This window comes from Candidatus Hydrogenedentota bacterium, assembly GCA_018005585.1.
In the GTDB taxonomy this organism is placed as follows: Bacteria; Hydrogenedentota; Hydrogenedentia; order Hydrogenedentales; family JAGMZX01; genus JAGMZX01.
Genome location: JAGMZX010000091.1, coordinates 1 through 23,931 on the forward strand (window position 1 = coordinate 1; position 23,931 = coordinate 23,931).

18 protein-coding genes are annotated in these 23,931 nt (G+C 64.0%); 7 read left to right on the forward strand and 11 right to left on the reverse strand.

The genetic code is table 11. The annotated features are described in order from the left end of the window. The 3 genes from KA184_15115 to KA184_15125 all read right to left on the reverse strand — a co-directional run. On the reverse strand, positions 1 to 689 hold a 689-nt coding region (locus KA184_15115; protein MBP8130906.1), incomplete at its 3' end, for a sugar phosphate isomerase/epimerase. Positions 690 to 945: 256 nt separating this feature from the next. Next, positions 946 to 3,537 (reverse strand): extracellular solute-binding protein, encoded by a 2,592-nt coding sequence (locus tag KA184_15120; GenBank protein MBP8130907.1) that lies wholly within the window; start codon positions 3,535 to 3,537, stop codon positions 946 to 948. A gap of 82 nt (positions 3,538 to 3,619) precedes the next feature. Further along, entirely contained in the window at positions 3,620 to 5,191 is a 1,572-nt protein-coding gene (locus KA184_15125; protein MBP8130908.1) for a DoxX family protein, read from the reverse strand. A 159-nt stretch (positions 5,192 to 5,350) separates the two neighbouring features. Between KA184_15125 and KA184_15130 the strand changes: the two genes are divergently transcribed. Together KA184_15130 and KA184_15135 are read left to right on the forward strand one after the other, a co-directional pair. After that, on the forward strand, positions 5,351 to 6,655 hold the full coding sequence (locus KA184_15130; protein MBP8130909.1) for a Gfo/Idh/MocA family oxidoreductase: 1,305 nt from the start codon (positions 5,351 to 5,353) through the stop codon (positions 6,653 to 6,655). 31 nt (positions 6,656 to 6,686) lie between these two features. Further along, positions 6,687 to 7,091, forward strand: coding sequence for a nucleoside 2-deoxyribosyltransferase (locus KA184_15135; protein ID MBP8130910.1), 405 nt, complete (start codon positions 6,687 to 6,689; stop codon positions 7,089 to 7,091). A gap of 55 nt (positions 7,092 to 7,146) precedes the next feature. On the opposite strand, the gene KA184_15140 is transcribed toward KA184_15135, so the two are convergent. The 4 genes from KA184_15140 to KA184_15155 all read right to left on the reverse strand — a co-directional run bounded on the left by KA184_15140 (position 7,147) and on the right by KA184_15155 (position 10,257). Further along, the gene (locus KA184_15140; GenBank protein ID MBP8130911.1) at positions 7,147 to 8,268 is read right to left on the reverse strand and encodes a radical SAM protein; all 1,122 of its coding nucleotides are present in this window, start codon (positions 8,266 to 8,268) and stop codon (positions 7,147 to 7,149) included. Positions 8,269 to 8,364: 96 nt separating this feature from the next. Continuing rightward, positions 8,365 to 9,237: a UDP-N-acetylmuramate dehydrogenase gene (gene murB, locus KA184_15145; GenBank protein ID MBP8130912.1), complete on the reverse strand. Its 873-nt coding sequence runs from the start codon at positions 9,235 to 9,237 to the stop codon at positions 8,365 to 8,367. 57 nt (positions 9,238 to 9,294) lie between these two features. Continuing rightward, entirely contained in the window at positions 9,295 to 9,585 is a 291-nt protein-coding gene (locus KA184_15150) for an antitoxin (protein MBP8130913.1), read from the reverse strand. 3 nt (positions 9,586 to 9,588) lie between these two features. Beyond that, on the reverse strand, positions 9,589 to 10,257 hold the full coding sequence (locus tag KA184_15155; protein ID MBP8130914.1) for a hypothetical protein: 669 nt from the start codon (positions 10,255 to 10,257) through the stop codon (positions 9,589 to 9,591). A 261-nt stretch (positions 10,258 to 10,518) separates the two neighbouring features. Between KA184_15155 and KA184_15160 the strand changes: the two genes are divergently transcribed. The 4 genes from KA184_15160 to KA184_15175 all read left to right on the forward strand — a co-directional run bounded on the left by KA184_15160 (position 10,519) and on the right by KA184_15175 (position 15,909). Then, complete coding sequence (locus tag KA184_15160) at positions 10,519 to 10,749, forward strand: AbrB/MazE/SpoVT family DNA-binding domain-containing protein (GenBank protein ID MBP8130915.1); 231 nt, start codon at positions 10,519 to 10,521, stop codon at positions 10,747 to 10,749. Beyond that, positions 10,749 to 11,147 (forward strand): type II toxin-antitoxin system VapC family toxin, encoded by a 399-nt coding sequence (locus KA184_15165; protein ID MBP8130916.1) that lies wholly within the window; start codon positions 10,749 to 10,751, stop codon positions 11,145 to 11,147. Before KA184_15160 ends, KA184_15165 begins: the two co-directional genes overlap by 1 nt. Positions 11,148 to 11,303: 156 nt before the next feature. Continuing rightward, positions 11,304 to 12,986 carry a proline--tRNA ligase gene (gene proS, locus KA184_15170; GenBank protein MBP8130917.1) on the forward strand — a complete coding sequence of 561 codons (1,683 nt, stop codon included), beginning with the start codon at positions 11,304 to 11,306 and terminating at the stop codon, positions 12,984 to 12,986. Between the two features lie 79 nt (positions 12,987 to 13,065). Further along, on the forward strand, positions 13,066 to 15,909 hold the full coding sequence (locus tag KA184_15175) for a glycoside hydrolase (protein MBP8130918.1): 2,844 nt from the start codon (positions 13,066 to 13,068) through the stop codon (positions 15,907 to 15,909). A gap of 57 nt (positions 15,910 to 15,966) precedes the next feature. Here the strand turns inward: KA184_15175 and KA184_15180 are convergent, their stop codons facing one another. From KA184_15180 to KA184_15195, 4 genes are read right to left on the reverse strand one after another with little or no spacing between them, the layout of a single operon-like run. Beyond that, the gene (locus tag KA184_15180; protein MBP8130919.1) at positions 15,967 to 17,787 is read right to left on the reverse strand and encodes a sodium:solute symporter family protein; all 1,821 of its coding nucleotides are present in this window, start codon (positions 17,785 to 17,787) and stop codon (positions 15,967 to 15,969) included. 4 nt (positions 17,788 to 17,791) lie between these two features. Next, positions 17,792 to 18,841, reverse strand: coding sequence for a class I SAM-dependent methyltransferase (locus KA184_15185; GenBank protein ID MBP8130920.1), 1,050 nt, complete (start codon positions 18,839 to 18,841; stop codon positions 17,792 to 17,794). Next, positions 18,838 to 19,959, reverse strand: a complete 1,122-nt coding sequence (locus tag KA184_15190) for an alanine racemase (GenBank protein ID MBP8130921.1) — start codon at positions 19,957 to 19,959, stop codon at positions 18,838 to 18,840. Before KA184_15190 ends, KA184_15185 begins: the two co-directional genes overlap by 4 nt. Then, positions 19,940 to 21,007: a MarR family transcriptional regulator gene (locus KA184_15195; GenBank protein ID MBP8130922.1), complete on the reverse strand. Its 1,068-nt coding sequence runs from the start codon at positions 21,005 to 21,007 to the stop codon at positions 19,940 to 19,942. The genes KA184_15190 and KA184_15195 overlap by 20 nt, the downstream gene beginning before the upstream one ends. Positions 21,008 to 21,231: 224 nt before the next feature. Between KA184_15195 and KA184_15200 the strand changes: the two genes are divergently transcribed. Continuing rightward, a complete protein-coding gene (locus KA184_15200; protein ID MBP8130923.1) occupies positions 21,232 to 23,805 on the forward strand; it encodes a hypothetical protein in 2,574 nt (857 codons plus the stop codon). The last annotated feature ends 126 nt before the right edge of the window (positions 23,806 to 23,931 follow it).

Here is a 23,931-nt window from a genome sequence, read left to right on the forward strand (position 1 = left end):
TCGCTGCACGCGATGCCCGTTTCCTCGCCGCGCACCGCGGCGGCCAGACCCGCGCTCACGTCCTTGATGTGGCAATGCGAGATGTAGGGCCGCAGCGTCTTCATGTATTCGAGCGGGTCGTGCCCGGCGATGAATGAGTTGCCGGTGTCGAAATTGCAGCGCAGCCACTCGGAATCGAAATGCTTGAACAACTTGAGCATGAACTCGGGGTCGTTCGTGTACGGCCCGTGCGGCTCGACGTTGATCACGATCTTGTAGTCTTCGGCCCAGGACAGGACCTGACGGTAGTTGTCGCACGTGATGCGGAACACTTCGTCGCGGGTGAATCCTTCGATCTCGAAGGCGCCGTCGACGGTGTCCACCATCGGACAGTCGAGTTCCGCTGCGAAGCGGATCGACTGCTGCACGTACTGCACGCCGTAGGCCGAGCCGTCCGGCCCCATGAGCGGATACGAGCCGTCGATCTGCGAAATCATCAACCCTTTCGAGTCGCAGTAGCGCTTGAGCGCGCGCGGATTCGATTGCAGCGAGATGCCCGGCTCGTAGCCCATCGCCTGGATGAAATACTGACCGTGGATGGCCGCGAATTCGAGGTGTTTGAGGCCGTATTTGACCGCGCATTCCGCGGCCTGCTTGAAACTGCCGCTCAACGGCCGCCAATTGTCCGTGTGCATGCCCAATTCGATCATGGTCGTGTCCTCCCGCGTTGCATCTGGCGCTTCCGGTCGCGCGAAAACCGATTCTACTACACTGCGGCCCCGCAAAACCCGCAGCCCGCAGCGCGCCGCAATCGGCGAAGGCGTGGCCGGGGATGACCTTCTCGCAGGGTTGATGAGGCCGCACCTTCGGCTTGTCGAAGACCCGGACCGCTTCGACCTCAATGCCGCCCGCGCGCCGGGTCAGCGCATTGACGCGAAGCGTGCGCGCCGGCGCGGTAAACCCGCCTTATTCGCCGCCGTAATGGACCCAGCGGCGCGAGAGGCGCAGTTGGATCAGCGTGAGCGCGACGACCATCACGAGCAGCAGCCACGCCATGGCGGAAGCATACCCCATCTTGAAGTAGTTGAACGCGTTGTTGAACAGGTAATAGGCGTAGAAGAGCGTTGAATCATCAGGCCCGCCTTTGGTCATTACGTAGGCCTGCGTAAAGATCTGCATCGTGCCGATGACACCCATGATCAGGTTGAAGAAGATATACGGAGACAGCATGGGCAGGGTGATGCTGAAGAAACGGCGGACCGGCCCGGCTCCGTCGATTTCCGCGGCCTCATACAGGTGCGCGGGGATGCCCTTCAACCCGGCCAGCCAGATGATCATGCCCGCGCCCGCGCCCCAGACCCCCATGACGATGATCGCGGCCTTCGAACCGAGCAGCCACGACGAACTCTGGAGCCAGAGCGGCGGATTGGCCACGCCGAACATGCTCAGGAACGTGTTGATCAACCCGCTTGCGGGGTTCAGCACCCAAAGCCACAGGACCGACGCGGCCACGACCGGCACGATGGCGGGCAGGTAAAACAGGGTGCGGTACCCTTTCAGGCCGAACACGTCCGTATCGAGCAGCATCGCGATGGCGAGACCCGCCGCCATGCCTATGGGGATGCCGAGCATCATGTAGGCGGTGTTGAGCAGGCTCCGCCAGAACAGCGGGTCTTCGAAGAGCAATTGGCGGTAGTTTTCAAAGCCCACCCACAACGCCGGATTCAGCACGTCGTACCGGCAGAAACTGTAGAGCAGCGAAACGAGTATCGGGCCGCCCGTGAACAAGCAAAGGCCCAGCAGCCACGGTGAAGCGAACACGAGCGCCGCCCGGCCCTCGGGCGTGACCAACCGCCGCACCGCCGCGCGGCAACGGGGCACGCAGCACAGGACCGCCGCGCCGGCGAGCATCAGCGCGGCCAGCCACACCGCGAGCGTTCCCCAGGGCACGGGCGGATACGCCTTGTCCGAATAGAGCCGGTCGAGTTGGCGTTGCACCTCGCGCTGGCTTCGCTCCAGGGCTTCTTTCGGCGGATAGGTGTGCCGCCACGCCTTTTCCGCGGCGCGCACGTGCTCGTCCCACAGCAAGGTGCCGACGGGAGTCACGGGCCGGTAACGCGAGACATTCATCAGTTCCGCGAAGACGGGGTAGGCCTGCTTCACGCGCTGGGGCAGGTCGGGATTGTTGGCGATGACGTTCTCGTAGTACCACGCGTTGACCGCGGGCATGGGCGCCATGATCGGCACATAGGCCCGGCCGCGGCTGCGGAAGAAGCGCGAGTTGACTTCCGCCTGGTATCGCCACATCCGTTCCGCGAGCAGAAAGCGCACCAGTTCGAACGCGGCGTCGGGATGCCGCGACCCTTCCGGGATGGCCCAGGAGAATCCCCCGGACCACGTGATGGGCGTTCGTCCCTTCGGCGGCGGAGGGGGCGCCACGCCGAACCGCAGGTTCGGCGCGAGGTCGGTCACCGCGTTCAGGTACCAGTCCCCGTCGATTTTCATGACGACACGGCCCGTGAAGAAGGGGTCCATCTCCCCGCCCTGAAAGGTGGACTGCAGGACGTCGACTTTCTCGTAGCCGCCGAGCGCGTCATTGAGGCCGAGCGTGTATTCCAGGGCCTCGACGATACGCGGGTCGTCGAGCGTGCAGGTGCGCCCGTCCGGCGACAGGAACTCGCCGCCGTTCTGCCACCCATAAAGGTAGAACCAGCTGTTGCCCTGCATCTGCATGTGCGGGGCAAAGCCCAGCCGGGCGATGTTGCCCTGTGCGTCGAGCTTTGTCAGGCGAACAGCGTAATCCTTCAGTTCCTCCCAGTCGCGCGGGGGCCGTGCGCGGCCCTGATCGTCCACAAAGCCTTCCGCCTCGAGGATGTCCTCGTTGTAGTACAGGGCCCGGTCGTCCGCGTTCATGGGAATGGCATAGACGTCGCGCGCGTTGCCCTCGCCGTAGCTGGCTTCCAGCCAGCAGGCGGCATAGTGCTCTTCCTCGTGGATGCCGTCGCACAGCGCGCGCAGTTCTTCCGCGTCGGGAACCAGCGCCGCTGTGGAAGCGCCGCTGTCTAATTGACGCAAGAGCCCGGAAGCATTACGCAGTGCAAGACAGTCGGGAAACGAGGCAAAACAGGCGGTTACTGCTTTGAGGGCCGCGCGCGCGGCCGCCGCGTCGCCGTTCCGCAGGCTGTCCAGCGCCTGCTGAGCGGCGGCTTCCACGGCGGCGCTGCTCCGTACGCGCGCGGCGAGCGGCTGCAAGGCTTTGCGGACGGCCCACTCGCCCACCGAGAAACGATCGAACACCAGCACATCCGGCGGGCTGTCCCCCGCGATGGCGGTAAGCAGTTTCTGCTGGCCGGTACCCGTGACGCCCGTGTGGTAGCCCGTGACAATCCGGTAACCGGGATACTCGACCTCGAAGCGGCGGAACGCGGCCTCGAGGCCCCGGTCGCGCCAGATAATCCAGACGACCAGTTCTTCCGGTGTATCCGCGCGCGCGCTGTCTGCGCCGCAGAATGCGCCCGCTCCCAGCGCCAGGACCAGCATGGATGACAAGAGGCGCATCGTTATTCTCCATGCTTGCATGAGCATTATGGCAGAATACGGACGCGACGGGCTATCTCTCTTCTGCGCGCCGGCGCGGGGCTCATCCGTGCCACGGCCGCTGGCGGTCCTTGGTGTCCTGCAGGACATCGATGGCGATGTTGACATCCTCGACAATCTGAAAATCGAACATGCCGACGAAGAGAAAGTCCGCGCCGTTGTCGAATGCATAGCGGAACCCGTCTTTCGGGTGTATCGCCCCGCCCGCGAGCACCTTGAACGCGATCCAGGGCGCCTCGATGCCGTTCATGACCTCGATGGTCCGCTCGGGGAACAGATCAAACATGTTGTCGTGAAACTTGTTGTGGTCCGGGCTTGGCATGCCGTCGACGGTGAATTCCTGGCGATATTCGCGCGGGGTGGCGGACCAGTAGCGGTCGTGATGGCATGTCTTAACATAGTAATCGGGGATGATGCCCGCCGCCTGACATTGGACCGGCACCTCGATGGAGTGGGAACCGATGCCCGCCGGGTAGCCCTGTTTCCGGATGTGTTCGAGACACTCGGCGATGATGTCGAGCCTGCCCGCCTTGACGAAGCGGTCGCAAACCGCGCCCTGGAGATACGGCGTGGCCACGCCGTTGTCGATCGACTGATCGATGTCCGTGAACAAGTCGTCTTCCTTGGGGAAGGTCTGGCAGATGGTCTGCAATTTGCCGCCGAAGAGCCGCTGGTACTTGTGAAAGAGCGGATACTGCGCGTTGACAATGTTCATCATCGTAATTCCCGCCTGTTCCGCGACGGCGAGCGTCTCGAAGACCTTGCGGTCGTCGTTGTAGGCTTTGAACAGGTCCGGGGCGTAGATCAGGTCGCGCGCATGGGCCCAGCCGCCGATCAGATTGTTACCCAGGATGATCCGGCTGACCTCGAGGTTGCCGATCCTGCCCTTGGGCAGTGTCCCCTTCAATTCGGCGAGAGAACTCGAGCGAAGCACGATGGTCGCGCCCGTCATGGCGTCGACGGCCTCCTGCTCCCGGTTGCGCGCCCACACGCAGGCGAACGCGCCCGCCATGGGCAGCGAAGCCAGGCCCGCGAGCACCTCGCGCCGTGTCTTGACGGGCGCGGCGTCCTGTGAAGCAGGTTCGGGCGCGACGGTCTCGGGTTCCGCGGCTTGCCGGCGGAACAGCAGGCGGAGGAGCCGGTCGAGGCCCCACTGGCGGCGGCTGCCGGCGACCAGCAGAAGGAGCAGCGCCGCAAATTCGATCACGGTCTTGCTGACGACCAGATACTGGCCTTCGGCGGGCATACCGAAATCAAACCCGGCGAAAGGCGGATACGCGAAATAGTAGAATCCGAGCAACACGGCGCCGAGCAGGCACGTAAGCCGCGTGAACACGCCCAGCATCAGGGCCGCGCCCAGCAGGGTCAACCCCCAGATATTCAAAAGGTCGACCGCCCGCAACAGGGCTGGGTCCGCGGCGAGCCGGTGGTAGAACTCGGCGAACGGCCCCCGGGCGCCCGCCAAGTACCCGCCCGCGGTCCATTTCTCCGCAGTGAGTTTTGCGAGACCCTCGTACAGAAAATGCCAGCCGATGAACACGCGCATCAGGGTAAGCGCGCCCGCGAGGAAGAATACGTTTACGGAACGGGACAGGCGCCTGTGCTGGTCCGGCATGATGCAATCTCCGTGTGTGCGGCTGTTGGCGATGGGCGCATTATACGGCAAAACGCCCGCACGGCATAAAGAGCGCGGCGCGGGTGGCCCATGCGGCCTCTTTTCTCTATAATGCGTTTCTCAGGGAATCGGGTAAACGGAGCGATGGAGGATTTCGCCATGCCGGGCACGATGTCGCGCAGGGGGTTTGTGAAATCGTCGCTTGCTGCCGCCGTGGCCGCGCAGGCGGCAGGCAGCCGGATCTATGGGGCCAACGAGCGCATCCGGCTCGGTTTCATCGGCGCGGCGAACCGCGGCGGCCAGCTTATCGCCGCCACGCGCCCGCACGAAGACGCCGAGATTGTGGCCGTGTGCGATGTGTACCGCCCCGCGCGGGAGCAATGGCTGGACAAGCTGCCGGGCAAGATTGACCTGTACAACGACTATCGCGAGATGCTCGACCGCGACGATATCGACGCGGTCGTCATCGCAACGCCGGACCACTGGCATGCTTTGCAGACGGTCGACGCGTGCGAGGCAGGAAAGGACGTCTATATCGAGAAACCCCTCTCGATGACGATCCACGAGGGGCGGTGCATGATCGAGGCGGCGCGCCGGAACCAGCGCGTCGTGCAGGTGGGGTTGCAGCGGCGTTCCGGCGCGCTGTTTCGGCAAATGGCGGCATTCGTGCAGGGCGGCGGGCTCGGCAAGGTGACGGTGGCGCACTGTCACCGGCTCAACAACATGACGCCCGCCGGCATGGGCAAGGCCCGGCCTTCCGACCCGCCCGACGGCCTCGACTGGGACTTGTGGCTCGGCCCGCGGGCGCTCCGGCCCTACCAGGACAATATCACGCCGTACAAATTCCGCTGGTGGAAGGAGTATTCGTCGCAGATCGGCAACTGGGGCGTGCACTATTTCGACCTGCTTCGCTGGGTCCTGGGCGAGGAGGCGCCGGTGTCCGTCGTGGCGCTTGGCGGCAAGTATGCCGTGGACGACGACCGCACCATCCCCGACACCATGCAGGTCGTCTACGAATTCGCATCGGGACGCTTGCTCATGTTCGGCCAGTATGAGGCGAACGGCGCGCCGGCCTTCTTGAAAGGTTCCGATATCGAGCTGCGCGGCGCGCTCGGCACGCTCTACGGCGGCGACCGCAGCTACGAGGTCGTGCCGGAGCGGGGCGGGCAATTCCAGGACGATGCGCCCCGCCTGGAGCCGCTGAAGCAGGCGGCCCCCGATCAGGGCGCCGACGTCACCACGTTGCACATGCGCAACTTCCTCGATTGCGTCAAGTCGCGGGAAAAACCGCTGGCCGACGTGGAAGAAGGCCACAAATCCGTCGTGTTCGCCCATCTGGGAAACATCGCGCTGGAGACGCGGTCCCGGATCGACTGGGACCCGCAGGCGGAGCGGATCGTGAACAACGAAGCGGCGAACGCGCTCCTGCATTACGAATACCGTTCGCCGTGGACATTGCGCTAGGCTTGGGCTATTGTACAGGGAAAGGATGGCCATGCAGCAAACGCGGACAGTGTATTTGTCAGGGCCGATTATGGACTGCGCCGAGGCGGAGACAAAGCCGTGGCGCCAGCGGGCAAAGGAGCGGCTCGCGGGGCGGTTCATTGTGCTGGACCCGATGCGGCGCAGTTTTCGCGACAACGAGATTGAGAGCGCGAACGAGATTGTCGATTTTGACCTGCAGGACGTGCGCGACGCGGATATCCTGCTTGTGAATTACCGGAAGCCCTCGATCGGCACGGCGATGGAGGTCTTCTATGCGGCGCACGACCTTGGCAAGTTCGTGATCGCGTTCAGCCCGGCGCCCTTTGCCGATCTGTCCCCGTGGATGGTGAAGTTCTGCACGCGCATACTGCCGGATCTTGAGGCAGCCCTGGCCTACATCGAGCGGCATTTCTAACCTGACACGGGCATTGCCCCCCGGCCTGGCCCCGGGGATACTCCCTGGCGGGCGGTCAGTGGTAGCCCTCTTTCTCAACCAGGCAGCAGCCGGGGCAGAACTCGAAGGCGCCTTTGCGGCACATGCCGCGGAATGCGCGCGCCCGTTCGCCGAGCCAGACCTCTTTCAGGGACATGTTGCGCACGTTGCCCAGGGGGTAGCTCCAGCACGAGTAGATTTCGCCCTTGCACCCGACGGCATACCCGTTCCACGGCATGCTGCATCGGTAACCGTCGAGGTCCATGCCGCCGCTGTAATAATGGATGAGGTCTTCGCGCGGCATGCGCGGCAGGCGCAAGGCGATACCGGCTTTGGCCGCGGCGGCTTCGGCCCGTTCGAGGGCTTCTCGCAATACCTGCGGGTCAATCCGCGGGCGGATGATTTCGTCGCGCGTGTAGCTGCGCGGATCCCGTTCGCCGAAACCCGGCAGGTCGAGCATGCGCGTTTCGGGCACGAAATTGACAACGTCCGCGCCCATTTCCCGGAACAGCGGCGGCAGCAAGTGCAGCTCCCGCACGTTGTCCTCTTGAATGACCGTGGTGACAACGAGATGGGGACACTTCTTGCCGGCGGCATCGCGGGCCGCGCGCATGGCGCGCAACCCCTGGGTCGTCCGCTCGAATCCGTCCCGAATGCGGCGGATACGGTCGTGGGTCTCTGGCGGGCCATCGATGGACACACAGATGACATTGACACCGCGGAAACCGATATGCCGCGGCGCCAGCGCGACAATGCCGTCCGCGACCTCGCCCGTGACCATGGTGGCGTTTGTGATGAAGTGCGTGCGCGTCCTGGCGCAGGCAAGGCGCAGGAGTTCCATGAAGTCGGGACGCACGAACAACTCGCCGCCCGTGAACGAGACAAGGCTGAACCGGGGTATCTGGTCCAGCACTGCGCGCCATTCTTCGGTGCTCAATTCGCCTTCTTTTTGTTGCCTGACCGGGGTATTCTCGAGGAAATCGATGTACTGGCACATCTTGCAGCGCAGGTTACAGCGGCGAGTCAATTCCAGGAGGAAATGCCGCGCGGGAAAGGCGTACCCATCACGGGATAACGTGGCGGGAATACTGCCGTACGCGATCTTGGCCAGTTCGTACAGCCGGGACAGATGGGACCGCATGGGGGCGGGTTGACTCATGGTGCTGCTGACCTGGGTCTCGTTGCCGGGCGCCGTCCAAGTAACACCGCCGCCGGGCGGTATGTTCCGGCCCCCGGGCAGGCCGAGACGGCGCGATCAACGGATGATACGGACTTCGGGTTCGAGTTCAATGCCGAATTGCCCGCGGACGCGCGACTGCGCCAGTTGAATCAGCCCAAAAACGTCGTCGAAGCTGGCCCGGTCTTCGTTCATGATGAAATTCGCGTGTTTCGGGCTGATGATTGCGCCGCCGCGGCGTGTGCCTCTGAGCCCGCACGCCTCGATGAGCCGGCCGGCATGGTCATTCGGCGGATTCTTGAACACGCTGCCGCAGCAATGCCCTTGCGGCTGTTTTTCGAGCCGCCGCTGGATGTAATGGTCGTAGATGCCCCGCTGGTCGTCCGAGGCGACCTGGAAGCGGAACCCCCCGCCGAGTATGACGTCGCCGGGCGCGCAGAAATCCTGCCACCGGTACGCGTAGCGCGACGGGTCCAGCGGGATGACCGCGCGGCCGGCCGGGCTGAGAATATCCACGGACTCCAGGAACTGGCACGTGCTGCCATTGGCCGTGCCCGCATTCATGTAAATGGCCCCGCCGACGGAACCCGGTATGCCCGTCAATGCGCCGACACCCGCGTAGTTGTTGGGCAGCATGATTTCGCGAACGACGAAGTCGAGGTCGTGGCCGGACCCGATGAAATAACCATGTTCGCCGCACCGCTCAAGCCGTTTCAGGCCGGTCGTGAACAGCACGACGCCGGGGAACCCTTCGTCCGCGATCAGCACGTTCGAGCCGCCGCCCAGAATCAGCTTGCGGTCCGGCTGGCGCAGCATCCAAGCATACGCAGCCAGACACTCGTCGTCGTTGCGCGGCACCAGCGCGAGCCGCGCCGGGCCGCCGACGTTGTACAGTGTTGCAGGCGCCAGGGGATAGTCCCGCACCGCGAATTCGAATGGAGGTGTTTCCATGCTCCCTACAATAGCGGAAACGGGCCGCGGGTTCCCAGAGGATGCGTGGAACGCACCTTATCCATTCCGCCGCCGTGTGGCCGCCAGACGCCCCGTGGCGTACCGGTGCAAGACGCTCGACATCAGCGTTTGATGGGGGATGCCGTCCTCGGAAGCAAGGCGCTGCAGCGCGTCCAATTCCTGCGACGAGATGCGGATGTTCACACGCCGGTCCTTGCGCAGCGTGTTTCGCGCTAAGAGCCGGTGCCGCGCGAGTTCTTCGTCGCGGTCCTGCAAGGGATGCCATTCCCCACGCTCGAACGAGTCCTGCAACGCGCGTTCTTCTTTGTCCAATTTCGTCTTGCTCATAGCCTATAGTTCTGCCCCATTTTCGTCCCAGCACTTTCCGTAGACTTCTTTGTCGTCAACGTTGAATGCCTCATATTGCGGCTTTCCGCTCTCATACCACCCGCGATCGGGGCCTTCCATCTTCCCATTGATCCACTGACGCTCGATGTGAAGCTGACCGTTTGAATACCACTGACGCTGTATGCCGTGTGGTTCGCCGTTTCGGTACTCTATCTCTCCTCGAGCTCCGTTGATTTCCCAATCCGATTCTCTTCCGTGGCTTACCCACCGGCCCTCTTGCATAACTTGAATCCGAAGAATTCTTGAAAAGACGCCTTCCACCAACGCGGGGTCATTCCGGTTGGTAAGTTCCAGCAGACGAGTGCCTTCTTCGCCGGTCGTGTACTCCATAGCAGACATACTGGGCCTGAAGATGTCTCCCGTGTCCCGCGCAGGACCGATACACCACCATGTCCTTCCTTCATAGACGACCTGCTTGAGTGGAGATTCAGGAGCAGACTCATCAGGAATGGCTGTGGGTTCACCGCTGATCGGGTTCGCGTTCTCCACATTGGTGCAAGCGGGCAACAACGCGAGGGTCACGCCTAGTACAATTAGACCAATCACTTGTCCGGCATTACTTCGCAACGACCCGCCCAGTGAAACTGCCTTCGTGGATTTTTCATGGTTCATTTCGAGCTATCTCCCCTGACATTCTCACGAGATATCCAGTCAAGAAAGCGCATTTTCAGTTCCTGCTCAAGGGTAATTGGCCAAAACATGCAATTCAACACTGCAATCTGCGCGTATGCGTATTCGTTCGTAGTACACGGTTCAGCGTGGGGCCTGTGCGCCCCGGTTCTTGCACACTGAGGTGTGTACTACGAACTGCCGCAGTTGAACTTGGCGGACGCGCGATATATACTATGGTCTACATCAACCGGGAGCGCGAGGATGCACACGGCGAAGGTCTTTCCAAACGGGCGCAGCCAAGCAGTACGCCTGCCCAAGGAGTTCCAGTTCGCGGCGGACGAGGTGTATGTCAATCGTATCGGCAACGTGGTGGTGCTGTTTCCGCGCGAGAAGGGCTGGGAAACGCTCGTGCGGAGTCTCGAACTGTTCAGCAGCGATTTCATGCGCGACCGAGGCCAGGCGCGGCGCGCTGAGGCCCGGGAATCGCTGTGATCCGGTTCATGCTCGATACGAACATCTGCATCGAGCTGATCCGCGGGCGCGGCGCGAAGGCGCTTAGGCGGTTGCGGCGATGCAGGGTCGGTGAAGTGGGGATTTCCGCCATCACGCTGGCCGAACTGGAGCACGGCGTCGAAAAAAGCGCCAAACCGGAGCAGAACCGTCTTGCGCTGCACCTGTTTTGCGCGCCCATCGAGGTGCTGCCGTTCGACGACGCGGCGTCCGTCGCGTATGGACAGGTCCGGTCGCGCCTCGAACGCGCGGGCGAAGTGATTGGCCCCATGGACTTGCTGATTGCCGCGCACGCGCTGGCCGAGCGGGCCGCGCTCGTGACGAATAACGAGCGGGAATTCCGCCGGGTAGAGGGGCTTCGCGTGCAGAACTGGCTGTGAGGCGTTCGAGTTTGGCGAAGGAGTAGACGCGGCGCCCCCGCCGTGCTCTTTCATTTCTACCAGGTGCAGGCGACGGGGACGTCGCGTCTACTTTTTCGGGCGCAAGCCCCTTATACTGAGTGCGGAGTCGGGTATTTGCGAGGAAGGGAAACGCTTATGCGTCTGAGCCAGTTGATGGGGAACCGGTACAAGGAACGGCCCGCGGATGCCGCCACGGAGAGTTACGCGTTTCTGTTGCGCGGGGGCCATGCCCGGGTATTGACGAACGGCATCTATGCCCTGCTGCCGCCGGGCGCGCGCGTCCAGCGGAAGATCGAGGCCATACTGCGTTCGGCATTCGAGACGCTGGGCGCGCAGGAAATCCGGATGCCGTCCGTGCGTCCGCGTGACGGGGAAGAACCGTACTTCGAGGACCGGTCGGGCCGCGCATTGGCGCTGAGCGCACGAAATGATGCGGCCGTGGCCGCGTTGTGCCGGGGCGAACTCAAAAGCTACACGCAATTGCCCTTTATCGTCTATGCGGTTGGTGACGTGTTCCGCGACGGGGCCGCGCGCGGCGGCCTCCTCCAGGCGCGCGCGTTCCCGTTGCTCGAAGCGTACGGGTTTCACGCCGCGCAGGTGTCGTTGCTCGAAGCGCACACGCGTTTCCAGGAGGCATGTCTGCGTGCCTTCGCGCGGATGGGCCTGCCCGAGGCGTTCGCCGCGGATGCCGATCCCGGCGCGGAGGATGCTCCCGCCGCGCATGCCTTCGTCCTGCCCTGCGGCGCGGGCGAGGACGTGTTCGTCGCGTGCGAATCGTGCGGTTACCGCGCGTTACGCGCGGCGGCGCGGGGCCGCGTGCCGGGTTACCCGTCCGCGCCGCTGCCGCTCGAGAAGGTGCACACGCCCGGCATGAAGACCATCAAGGACGTCGCGGCCTGCGTCGGCGTGGAGACCTGGCAGGCGGCGAAGGCGGTGCTCTACGACCGCGACGCCGAGGGCCGCCTCGTGATGTTGGTCATCCGCGGTGACATCGAGGCGAACGAGGCAAAACTTGAGCGGCTGATCGGCGCGGAGCCCGTCCCCGCGAGCGAGGAGCGGATTCTCGCCTGCGGCGCGACGCCGGGCTTCGCCACGGCGATGGGCCTCGACCCCGCGAAATGCCGCGTGATTGTGGATCATTCCATCTCGGAATCGAACAATCTGGTCTGCGGCGCGAACGAGGCCGACTGGCACTACAAGAATTTCAATCTCGCACGTGACCTGCCCGGCGCGGCCACGGTTGATGCGGCGCTCGTGCCCGACGGCGCGGTTTGCATCCGTTGCGGCGGCGTGCTGCGGCACAGACCGGGTATCGTGCTCGGCAGCGCGGCGCAAATCGGGACGCGGTTCACAGGGCCGCTGGACGTGACCTTCACGGACGAGCAGGGCGGTGCGCGGACGCCGCTCATGGGCCGGTGCGCCGTCGGCGTGAGCCGGGTGCTCTGTGCCGCCGTGGAAGCGTATCACGACAAGTACGGCCCGAAATGGGCCATGTCCATTGCGCCGTGGCAGGCGCATCTGCACGCGCTCAAGGCGAACGACCCGGAACTGCGCGGGGCCGCGGACCGCCTGTACGCGGCGTTCGAGGCGGCGGGCATCGAGACGCTCTACGACGATCGCAACTTGTCGCCCGGCGTTCAATTCGCGGACGCCGACCTGATCGGCGCGCCGATACGGCTGATCGTGAGCGGGCGCCATCTCGCGAACGGGCAGGTCGAATACAAGCGGCGCGACACGGGCGAAACAGGCACGCTGGGGCTGGACTCCGCTGTGGACGTTGTCCGGCAATGGGTCGCGGCGGGCATGGCGTCGGGATAGGCGCGGCCATCCAGTGCCGGATAGGAGCAACAGGGTCTTGCGCGGATTTCGTCGGAACGTGGCAGCGAGCACGTGTCTTCTGCTCTGCCTCATCCCTCTGTGCGCCGAAGCCGGGGTCGATTTCCTCGAAAACGGTTTTCGCGAACCGCCTGTCGAGGCGCGCACGCGCTGCTACTGGTGGTGGCTGAACGGCAACGTCACCAAAGAGGCGATCACGCGCGATCTCGAAGAGATGCGGGCGAAGGGCTATGGCGGCGCCCTGATCTTCGACGCTGACGGATCGGAGCAGCGCGGGAACCAGCGCGCGCCCGCCGGGCCCCTGTTCGGCTCGCCCGCGTGGCGCGAACTGTTCCGGCACGCCGTACAAGAAGCGGCCCGGCTTGGCCTGGAACTCAGCCTGAGTATTCAGAGCGGCTGGAACCTCGGCGGGCCGGATGTCACGCCGGAGGAGTCCGCCAAGCAACTCGCGTGGTCCGAAACAGTATTGCACGGCCCTCGCACGGTGCGGGAAACGCTGCCGGTCCCCGAACATCGCGCGGGTTACTATCGCGACATCTGCGTGTTGTCGTATCCCCGGAAAGCGGCGGGCGCCCGAAGTGAACCGATTCGCGACCTCGACAAGAAAGCCGCGTTTCACGAACTGGGCGGTTCCGCGCCGGATTGCCGCCCGCTGCTCGACGACGTCCCCGCCGTGCCCGGAGAAGAAGACGCGCGCGCCGGCCAAGTCGTAGAACTCTCTGACCGATTCTCGCGTGAGGGCATACTGGACTGGGACGTGCCCGAGGGCGACTGGACCGTGCTCCGCTTCGGCTACACGGTCACGGGCGCGCAGGTGTCCACGTCGAGCGGGGACTGGCAGGGTCTCGTGATCGATTACATGAGCACGGAGATCCTGCGCGCATACTGGGGCCGCCACGTAGCGCCGCTGCTGGACGAAATCGGACCGCTGGCCGGGACTACGCTGAAATACCTGCACACGGACAGCTGGGAATGCGGCGGCATGAATTGGACGCCCGGTTTCGCGGCGCAATTCGAGCGGCGGCGCGGCTATGATCCCCTGCCTTGGCTGCCGGTGATTGCGGGCCGGATCATCGAGAGCCGCGACGCGAGCAACCGGTTTCTGGCGGACTTCCGGCGGACCATCGCGGACAACGTCGCGGAGCAGCACTACGCCGTCTTCGCCGCACTGGCGCGCGAGCGCGGTCTTGGCGTGCATCCGGAGTCGGGCGGGCCGCACGCGGGACCCTTTGACGCGCTGCAATGCCTGGGCCGCAGCGACGTGCCCATGAGCGAGTACTGGGTCCCTTCGCCGCACCGGCCCACGCCGGACCGGCGCTTCTTCGTGAAGCAGGCCGCATGCGCCGCGCACATCTACGGCAAGCGAGTCGTCGCGGCGGAAGGGTTCACCTCCATTGGCCCGCATTGGAACGACATCCTGTGGCAGGGCGCGAAGCCGAGTTTCGATCACGAGGCGTGCGCGGGGCTTAACCTGACGTTCATCCACACGTTTACCTGCTCGCCTGCCGAAATGGGCCTGCCGGGCCAGGAGTATTTCGCGGGCACCCATTTCAATCCGAACGTGACCTGGTGGGACAAGGCGGGCGCGGTGATCGGCTATCTGAACCGGTGCCAGTTCCTGCTGCAACAGGGGGAATTCGTCGCGGACGTGTGCTGCTACTACGGCGATCACGTTCCGAATCTCGTGCGGATGAAGGAAGACGACCCGGCAGGCGCGATGCCCGGATTCGATTACGACGTGATCAATGAAGAAGTGCTTTGTTCCGGCCTCGAAGTACGGGACGGGCGTATCGTGCTGCCATGCGGGATGGAATACCGGCTGCTCGCGCTGCCCGATCATCGCGTGCTCTCGCTCGCCGCGACGCGCGCGGCACACGCGCTGGTGCGCGCGGGCGCGACGGTCTGCGGATTCAAGCCGGAGCGCACGGCGAGTCTCGCGGCGTACCCGGACTGCGAGCCGGAACGCCGCGCACTCGTGGAGGAGTTGTGGGGCGCGGGCGAAGGCGAAACGGGCGAACACGCGTGCGGCCCCGGCAGGGTCGTCTGGGGCAAATCAGCGCGAACAGTGTTGATCGAGGCTGGAATTGCGCCCGATTGCGCATTCGCGGAGACCGCGCCCGGCGATTTCGACTACATACACCGCCGGACAGGGGATACTGACATCTATTTCGTCGCGAACCTCCGGGATCGCGAGGCGGTTACGCGGGCGACCTTCCGCGTCACCGGGAAACTGCCGGAAATCTGGGACCCGCTCGATGCGGCGATCCGCGATGCCGGGGCGTTCCGGCAGGCTGACGGCAGCACTACGCTGCCGTTGGCATTCGCGCCTTACGGTTCCTGCTTCATCGTGTTTCGCAGGCCGACCCTCGAGGATACACAGGGCAACGCCGAACGGAATTTCCCATCGTATGCGCCCATCGCCGCCATCGACGGCCCATGGACCGTTCATTTCGACCCCGAATGGGGCGCCCCTGAATCCGTCGTCTTCGACCAACTGGTCAGTTGGACGGAACGGCCTGAGGCGGGCATACGCTTCTATTCCGGCGCGGCTACCTACGAGAAGATACTGCACATCGCTCCGGAAATGCTCGAGAACGGCGCGCGGTTGTCAATCGACTTGGGCGATTTCCGGCATATGGCCGCGGTTCGTCTCAACGGTGTCGATCTGGGCGTGGTCTGGGCACCGCCGTTCCGCGTCGATATTGCGAGCGCGGCGAAACCCGGCGAGTACGCGCTCGAAATCGAGGTCGTCAACAACTGGACAAACCGGCTTGTCGGCGATGCCGCGTTGCCTGCCGGTCAACGGCGCACGTGGACAAATATCCAGCAGGTAACGGCGGCGACGCCGCTCGCGCCGTCCGGGTTGTTCGGTCCGGTGCGGCTGCTGCGCGTGCAAAATCAGTAACGCAGGAAGAAGACCAACGCATAGGTCGGTAGAAGTGCGCACCGGCAGCGTGTGGCTTCATTCCGTGCCGTGCACCACTCGGCAGGCGGTAGTCAACCCGCCGAAGATGAGCAGCGACATCGCGACGCCGAAGACGGCGGGGTCAAAACGCGCAGTGAGGTCCTGCAGGGCGTCGGGCAGTACGCGCCATCCGAGATGGCGTTCGAGCACTTGGGGAAGCCTGTAGACCAACGTGACTGCGGTGGCCAGCACCATCGTCAAAAGAACGATGCGGTTCTGACGCCGGGAGACTCTTGGGGAGAAGGCGCCCACGCAAACCGGCACGATCACAGCGGGCGCCCAGACGTGATAGGTGAACAGGAGCAGGCCGATGATGTCGGGCCAGAGCACCGCGACAAGGATCGACACGCCGCCGAGCGCCAGGCTGCACAGCCGCGCGAGCCGGAGGAGTCTGCCGTTCTCGTCATCGCGCCAACCGAATTGGTGCTCGAAGAGGTCCTTGACGAATATGGCGGTTGCTGAATTGAGCGCGCTGTCGGCAGACGACATGACGGCCATAAGCAGGGCGCCGACGATGAGTCCGGAAATGACGGGATTGTGCAGTTGATAGACGACACACGGCAGCGCTTGTTGCGGGTCAATGGCGGGATAGTGCACGCGCGCGTAGAGCGCGATGAAGAAGAGGACTACCGGAAACACGAGCGCGAGGAATACGCCCGCGCCCGCGATGCCAATGCGTGTCTCGCGGATATTCTTGCCGACGCAATAGCGGGTCGCATACCCGGGCGCGAAACACTCGCCGAACAGGAACGCGAGGAACGTCGTAACGAGGAAAAGCCAGCCTTTGTCTCCGTGCACGCGAAAAAACGACGGGTTGATCTCCCGGTTGGGATCAATAGCCTCGGGGAATGCATCCTGAAGCAGGGACAGGTTCAGCCTACGCAAGCGCTTTCCCTGTGCCCCGGCTTCGAGCAGTTCCTTTGTCTGGCGGCTCAGCGACACCTGTGCAAAGCGCTCGGGCGCGTACAAATGGGAATCGGTCAATGCCTCATTCATCATTTCCACCAGGGCAACCGTGAATTGTGGCTCATTCAGGCCGGTCTTATCCGGCAAGGGGCCGACGGTCCCCAGGAGATAGCAGGCCACGGGGTCCTCCGTGCGGGCCAGGGACGCGGCGAGCGCCTCGGGAGACCGTATGTCCACGGTCGAAAAGCGCAGCGGCACGAACTTGCCGGTCCGACCATCGTAAGATTCGGCCAAATCCGGAATACAGAAGAGGAGGGTAATGGCAAATCCCGCGATCAAGATGGTGAATTGGTACACATCCGTATGGATCACCGCCAGCAGACCGCCAGCGGTGCTGTAGGTGACGACGAGCGTGCCGCCGATAATGATGGCCCAGCGCAGCACGTTGGCTGCGTCGCTGAACTCCGGCGCAATGGCCGCCACGACGCTCCCGAATGCGGCCATCTGCGCAGCGACAATAAAGACGGAGAAGGTTATCGAGAGAAGAAGCGCGGCGAAGCGCGGACCTTCGCCGAAACGGTGGCCGAAATAGCCCGCCACCGTATACAGCTTGGCCTCGCGAAAGCGCGGCGCAATCCACAGGCCGGCGAAAATGAAATTGAGATACCAGCCCATGGACACGAGAAGCATCAGGACACCCCAGTCGTACGTGCGCGCAATCGCCCCGATGGACGCGCCGCCGCCAACTACCGTGGCGCCCATCGTGCAAAGCAGGAAGAACCAGCCGATGTTGCGCCCCGCAACGAGAAAGTCATCCGAGTCGGAGACCTGGCGGACCTTCAGCACGCCCTTGAAGAACACGAAAGTCAGGTAGACGGCGACTATGGCCCACATGATCCAACTTGCCGTCATGCCCTCATATTCCCTGGGTAATGCCCAACCTGGCGAAGAATGGGCCGAGTCTTCTGCCGACATCGAGTACCGCAAGCTGCGCGGGTGCGGCGCGCAGCCGGTCCAGCGTCCGCCCCGGTACGTGCCAGGCCGGCAAGCCGCCCCAGTATTCTTGTATCCACCGGCGGATGCGCGCCAGGGAATACCAATACGACTCATAGTCCCAAAGCGTGCGGATGCGGCCGCTCGATATCGCCTTCTTCACTTCGACGGGATCGCGCTCGAGCAGACACCCCTCGAAGGTCTCGCCTTCCTGACTGCGCGCGGCCACGCGCATGCTCGGGCTGGAATCATAAGCACGCTTGATCTCGAGGGGGAACGGCGTAAGCTGATGCGTAGTGAATCGCCATGGCTTTAACCAGCGCGGCTGACCGGAAACGTGCATGGTGCTCTCGTAGTTTCCAAGGGCATGGCTGGCAACCGCGTCTTTTCTGTAAGCGCTGATGACCGCGATACCGCCCCGAACCTCGACGGAGCGGCGCATGGCCTGGAACAGCCGCTGTGCTCCCTCCGGACCCTGCATCACGCCGATGGTATTGCAGACGGCCACTGCTATGGGGATGCCTTCGCCCGGCATGGGCTCGAGTTCGAAAGCGGAACCGCGCTGCAACCCGAGACGTCCGGCCGGGGATACGGACAGACCCGCCGATGCAAGCTTCTGCCTGGCGATTTCCAGCATTTCTTCCGAGAAATCGATGCCGTCAATGCGCAAGAGCCCCGACGCGATTATCGGGTCGAACGGGGGCAGCGCATCCGCATTGTGGAGACTGCCGGGCAGGGCTGTTTTCCGCCCGTAACGCAAGTGCAGCCTGGCGGAGCCGCACCCGACGTCGAACAACCGAACCTGCAAGCCTGCGTCTCGAATAAGATAGAGCAAGAGAGCGTCCAGGAAATCTTCTTCGAAGGACTCGTAAGCCTGTACGTCGGGGTGGCCGTACACGATGGCGTCTTCGTACGTCCGTGCGCACCGGTTCCAGACGCTGTGGTCGGTTTCATAGCGTTGTTGCAGGTTCACGCCAGGTCACCCTTCGCATCCGGAGTGCGCGGAACGCCCTCCCTGCCGGTCACGATCTCCTTGGTCACATAACGGCTGCTCATGAGGCGCAGCAGCGCCGCATAGTTCATGCGGAACGTGATGGTGTCGCCCACACGAAGACCGTGGGGGTTCTCGTTCAAGTTGAGGACGGTAATATCACTGCTGGCGCCGACGATCCGCAGTTCCGGATTGGTTGGCATAAGCCCGGTGATTTCGGTATCCAGTTGGCCGATGCTGACCAGCGCCCGGTAGCCGCGTTGCCCCGGTGTCGATTCCCCGTCCAACGGCGTCTGGAACGGCGACGTGATTCCTGTCTCGCCGACCGGCGTCATGCTCTTTTCTTTCAGTTCGACGATCTCCGCTTCGAGCAGCATTACGTCGTTGCGGAAGCCGGGCAGGGTGTTGCCGTGTACCAAGTCCGTGCCGAGAAACAGCGATTCACCAATACGGAAGTGATTCATGGTCTTCGGTACCTGCCCCTCGATTAAGAGCGGCAGGACCACGCTTGAGCCCGCGGAGACCAGCGGAAGCGGCTTGTTGAACTTGAGTTCCAGCAACTCGCGGTAGAGCACCAACTGCATGAGCTGGTCCACGGTCGGCGGCGCGCCGGCGAGACAGCCGAGATTCGTGCCGATGCCGATGACCTCGATGTTCGGCAGCCGAAAGACGGCTTGGTAGAACTCGACAAGCGAGCCGGGCAGAATACCCTCGCGCAGGTCGCCCAGTTCGATCATGATAATGATGCGATGGGTCTTGCCCTGGCTTGCCGCCGTGCTGTTCAAGCGTTCGATGGTGTCGATTTCACTGTTCAGGCTGATATCAGCGAGTTGTACCACCGTGTTGCACATCGTCAGGCGCGGAATCCGCAGGTACCAAGTCCCCGGTTCCGGAAAAATGCGCCGGACAGCCCGCAAGTGGGTAAGGCGCGAGTCGCCGACGGAACGGATGCCCATCGAGGCCAGCGCCCGGAGCACCGGCGCGTTCCCGCACAGCACCTTCGTGACGACCGTCCAGCGTGCGCCGTGGGCGGACATGAGACGGTTGATCTCGTTCAGGTTCGCCTCGAGTGCGTCCAGGTTAATGGTCACGCGGCTCATGCGCCCACCTCATTTCCGCATACTTGCTTGCAAAGCCGAGCCTTTCGTACAGGTGGCGCGCGGGATTCTGGTATTCGACATGCAGCTTAACGTCCCCGCCCGCCAACGACTGTGCTTTGCGGACTAGCCAGCCGCCAATCCCTTGGCTGCGGCAGGCGGCATGCGCCGCGACAAACAGCAATAAGTTGGGCGGCACATAGCCGTGCATCCCCGTCCTCAACATGACCAGCGCGCCGACCAGCGCTCTTCGCCGTTCCGCCAAGAGTACGAACCCGCCTTTACCCGGTTCATCGGACAAGGCGTAGGCGATGCCGTCCCTTATCGCCTCTTCAGTGTCTTCATAAGGCTTCAAATGCTCGTGCAGAAAAGCCACAAGCCCTTCCACCGTAACGTGTTGCGCAAGTTCCGATACCGAACGGACAACATGCAGGGCGAGACCGTCGGGGCCGTTGTCCACTGCGCCGGCTTCGCTCGCATCCTCGGGCAGTTTTCCGGCAAGGAGCATGCGGCAGGATTCCAGGAACCCTGCGGGTGACGCCTGACTGGGCAAGCGAATCTCGGGTTGGTCGTGCGTCTGCTGTTCCTGCATCCGAACGGACTGCGGAAGTTGCCGGTCCACAATGCCGGACATCATATCCGCGAGAAGTCGGAGACTCTCCAGCATGCGCTGCTTTTCGGCGGCCGGCAAGTCTTCCAGGGCTCGCAGGAAATTCTCCTGCAATACCGGCGGCCTGCGCGCGCACGTATCACGCCCCGACGCAGTTAGGGTCAGTTGCACTTGCCGACGATCCTTCCCGTTGCGACTCCGACTCACCAGGCCCCGCTGTTCGAGGCGGTCCACGATGCCTGTAGCCGTGGCGCAACTCAGGCTCGTGCGTCGCGCAAGGTTCCCAATCGTGATGCCGTCCCGTCCGGCGATTTCCTTCAGGAACACCAATTGCGGACTGGTCAGGGCATATTCCCGATTGAGCCATCGCGAGTGTAAGTCCAAGGAACGGATGATCTTACGCAATTCCATGACTACTTCTTCGCAATCATTAGAGGACATACGAGTTTTCCTATTCCTGCCAATTCTTTAGGATACAAAATATCATAGCAAGAAATGACGCGCAGTGCAAGGGACCAGCCGGATTCCAGGATGGACCCTGCAAGTCTGGACCCGACAGCCAGTTAGACAGGCAAAGGTATGGGCCTCGGTCATTTTGCCTTTCGGGGAGGGGGTGCGCAGCGGTAGAATGACATCGTCTGTCCATGAACGGGGAGGTGCATCCCATGAAAAGGCAATTCCTGTTTTTGAGCGTCTTGTTACTTGCCGTGGCGGCCCAGGACGGCCAAGCAGCTACAGCCCTGCCGCGTTATTACGCGCATGCGGCGGTCGAGGACGCGCACGGCGTGATCGCGCCGTGGTACACGGGGCAGAACGGGCAACTGGACTACCGCGTGCGCGTATCCGCGGAGACGCTGAAGCGCTACCCGTGGGCAGGCGCGGACGCGGCGGTCATGGCCGCGCCGCATTTCGTGTACACGTCCATGTGGAGTATCGACGCGGAGGGCAACATCGGCGCGCCGCCGCTGAACGACTGGATGTGCGGCGACCTCGGTCAGCGTACGGTGAGCCTGATCAACAGCCTTGCGGACTATTACCGGTACTCGGGCGACCCGGCGGCGCTGGCGTTCATCGTGCTCCAGGCGGACTACATTCTCGGTTATGCGCAGACGCCGCCGGACCACCCGTGGCCGAACTTCCCCATCAGCGTGCCCACGAAGGGCAAGCCCTACGGGGCGTGCGACCCGAATGGGTTCCTTCAACTGGACCTGTCGGCGGATATCGGCGCGGCCGTCCTGCGCGCGTATCAGGTCGCGGGCGATGCGCGGTATTGGGATGCCGCGCGGCATTGGGGCGACCTGCTCGCGCAACATGCTGACCTGACGCCGGGCCAGGCGCCGTGGCCCCGCTACGCGAACCCGGAACAGGTCGCGTGGAGCAATGAAAGCACGGGCAGCATCACCATGATTCTGCGTTTCCTGGACGGGCTGGTCCGGCTCGGGCATCGCGGCGAGGGCGATAGCGTGGTCCGCGCGCGCGACGCGGGCCGGGCGTATCTCAACGACGTGCTGCTCGCGCGCTGGACCGCGCACGACACGTGGGGCCGCTACTACTGGGACTGGGAATGCCCGGTGCTCTCGCTGGCGAACATCTGGGCGATGGAATACGTGATGGAGCAGCGTCACGCGTTCCCGCACTGGCGGACGGACGCGCGCAACATCCTGACGCTCATCTTCAACCGCGCGGGCGTGGACCCTGCCTCCGCGGGCGAGGTCTACAGCGGCGCGTGGGCCATCCCTGAGTCGCCCAGTTGCTGCGGCACGTCTTTGTCCTATGGGCAGCAGTTGGCCGCCGCGGGATTGGCGCATCACGCGGCCCTGACCGGCGACCCCTGGAGCCGCGAACTGGCGCGCCGCGCCGCGATCCAGGGCTCCTACGACGCGCTGGACCACGGAGCCGTGATCGACGGGCTGACGGGCGAGGCCATCGTCGCGGGCTCGTGGCTGAACATCATTCATCCGCTCGCCATGCGCCATTTCCTGGAGATTCTGGCGTGGCAGCCCGAATTGTTCGGTCCCTGCCGCGAGAATCATCTCATGCGCAGCACCGCGGAAGTCGTGAACATCGTTTACGAAAAGGGGCGGATAAGCTGGACCACGTTTGACGCGCCGGAACAGACCGTGGCGGTGCTGCGAACGGCCTTTGGGCCGGAGAAAGTGCTCGCCGATGATGAAACGTTCTCGCCTCGCGAGTCACTCGATGCGCCGGGCTACACGGTTGCGCCGCTATCGAACGGCGATTGCATCGTTGCCGTGCGGCACGACGGGCGGACGCGCGTCGCCGTCGAAGGCGACGACCCGCAGGAGGCGGCGAAGGGTGAACAACTCGCGTTCAGTGGCGCGTGGCAGGACGCGGCCTTCGGCGCGAAGGACGGGGCGGCGGCGCGTGTCTGCGATACCGCGGATGCAACGATGACGCACGCATTCGAGGGGAATCAGGTGCGGATTATCGGCAACGTCGGTCCGGACGGCGGGTTGGCGGATGTATTCCTCGATGGCGTCCGGCAGCGCAGCGGCCTGGATTGCTGGAACCCGATGACCCGGGAACAGCAGGTTCTCTTTGCGCGGAACGGTCTTGAAAACGGGCCGCACGATATCAGGGTCGTTGCGCGGGGCGCGGGCAATCCGGTTGCGCGCGGGGGCAAGGTGTGGATCGCGGAGGTGCAGTCGTCGTCCGCGCAGGGCGGCACGGGCTATGGTTCCGGCGAAGGCCCGCGCACGGCGCAGCGCATGGTCTTCGGCTATGCCGGGCGCGAAGACCTGCGCGACGCGGCGGGCAACACGTGGCGGCCCGCCACGGAATGGATCGTGCGGCTGGGGCCGGGCGGCGACTCCGTGGGCGCCGCGTGGTGGACGCAGCCGGTTGCGGAAACGATCGAAGGAACCGACTCGCCGGACCTCTACCGCTACGGCGTCCACGCGCCCGAGTTTGTCGTCAACGTCACGGTCGCGCCGGGTGCATACCAGGCCGTGCTCAAGTTTGCCGCGACGCGCGGCTTCGATACGCAGCGCAACCGCGTGACGGTGCGGATCAACGGCAACACGGCCGCGGATAAGCTGGACGTGGCCGCGGCGGCGGGCGCGCCGAACCGGGCGCTCGATATCCGCCGCAACGGGATCACGCCCCGCAACGGCGTGATCGAGTTCCGGTTCATCGGCGGCGACAAGGACGCGGGCGCGCCGGGCGAGGCCTTTGTTCAGGCAATCGAGGTCGCGCCGGAGGAAGCGGACGCGTCTTGAACGGCCGCGCGCCGGACACGGGCGCTATTCGGGTAAGAGGAGATACCGGCCGCCGCCTTTCAACCAGCGGTCCATGGCTCTCTTGTCGCCCGGAATCTCGGGGACAGGCCCCTCCTGCGGCGTGAG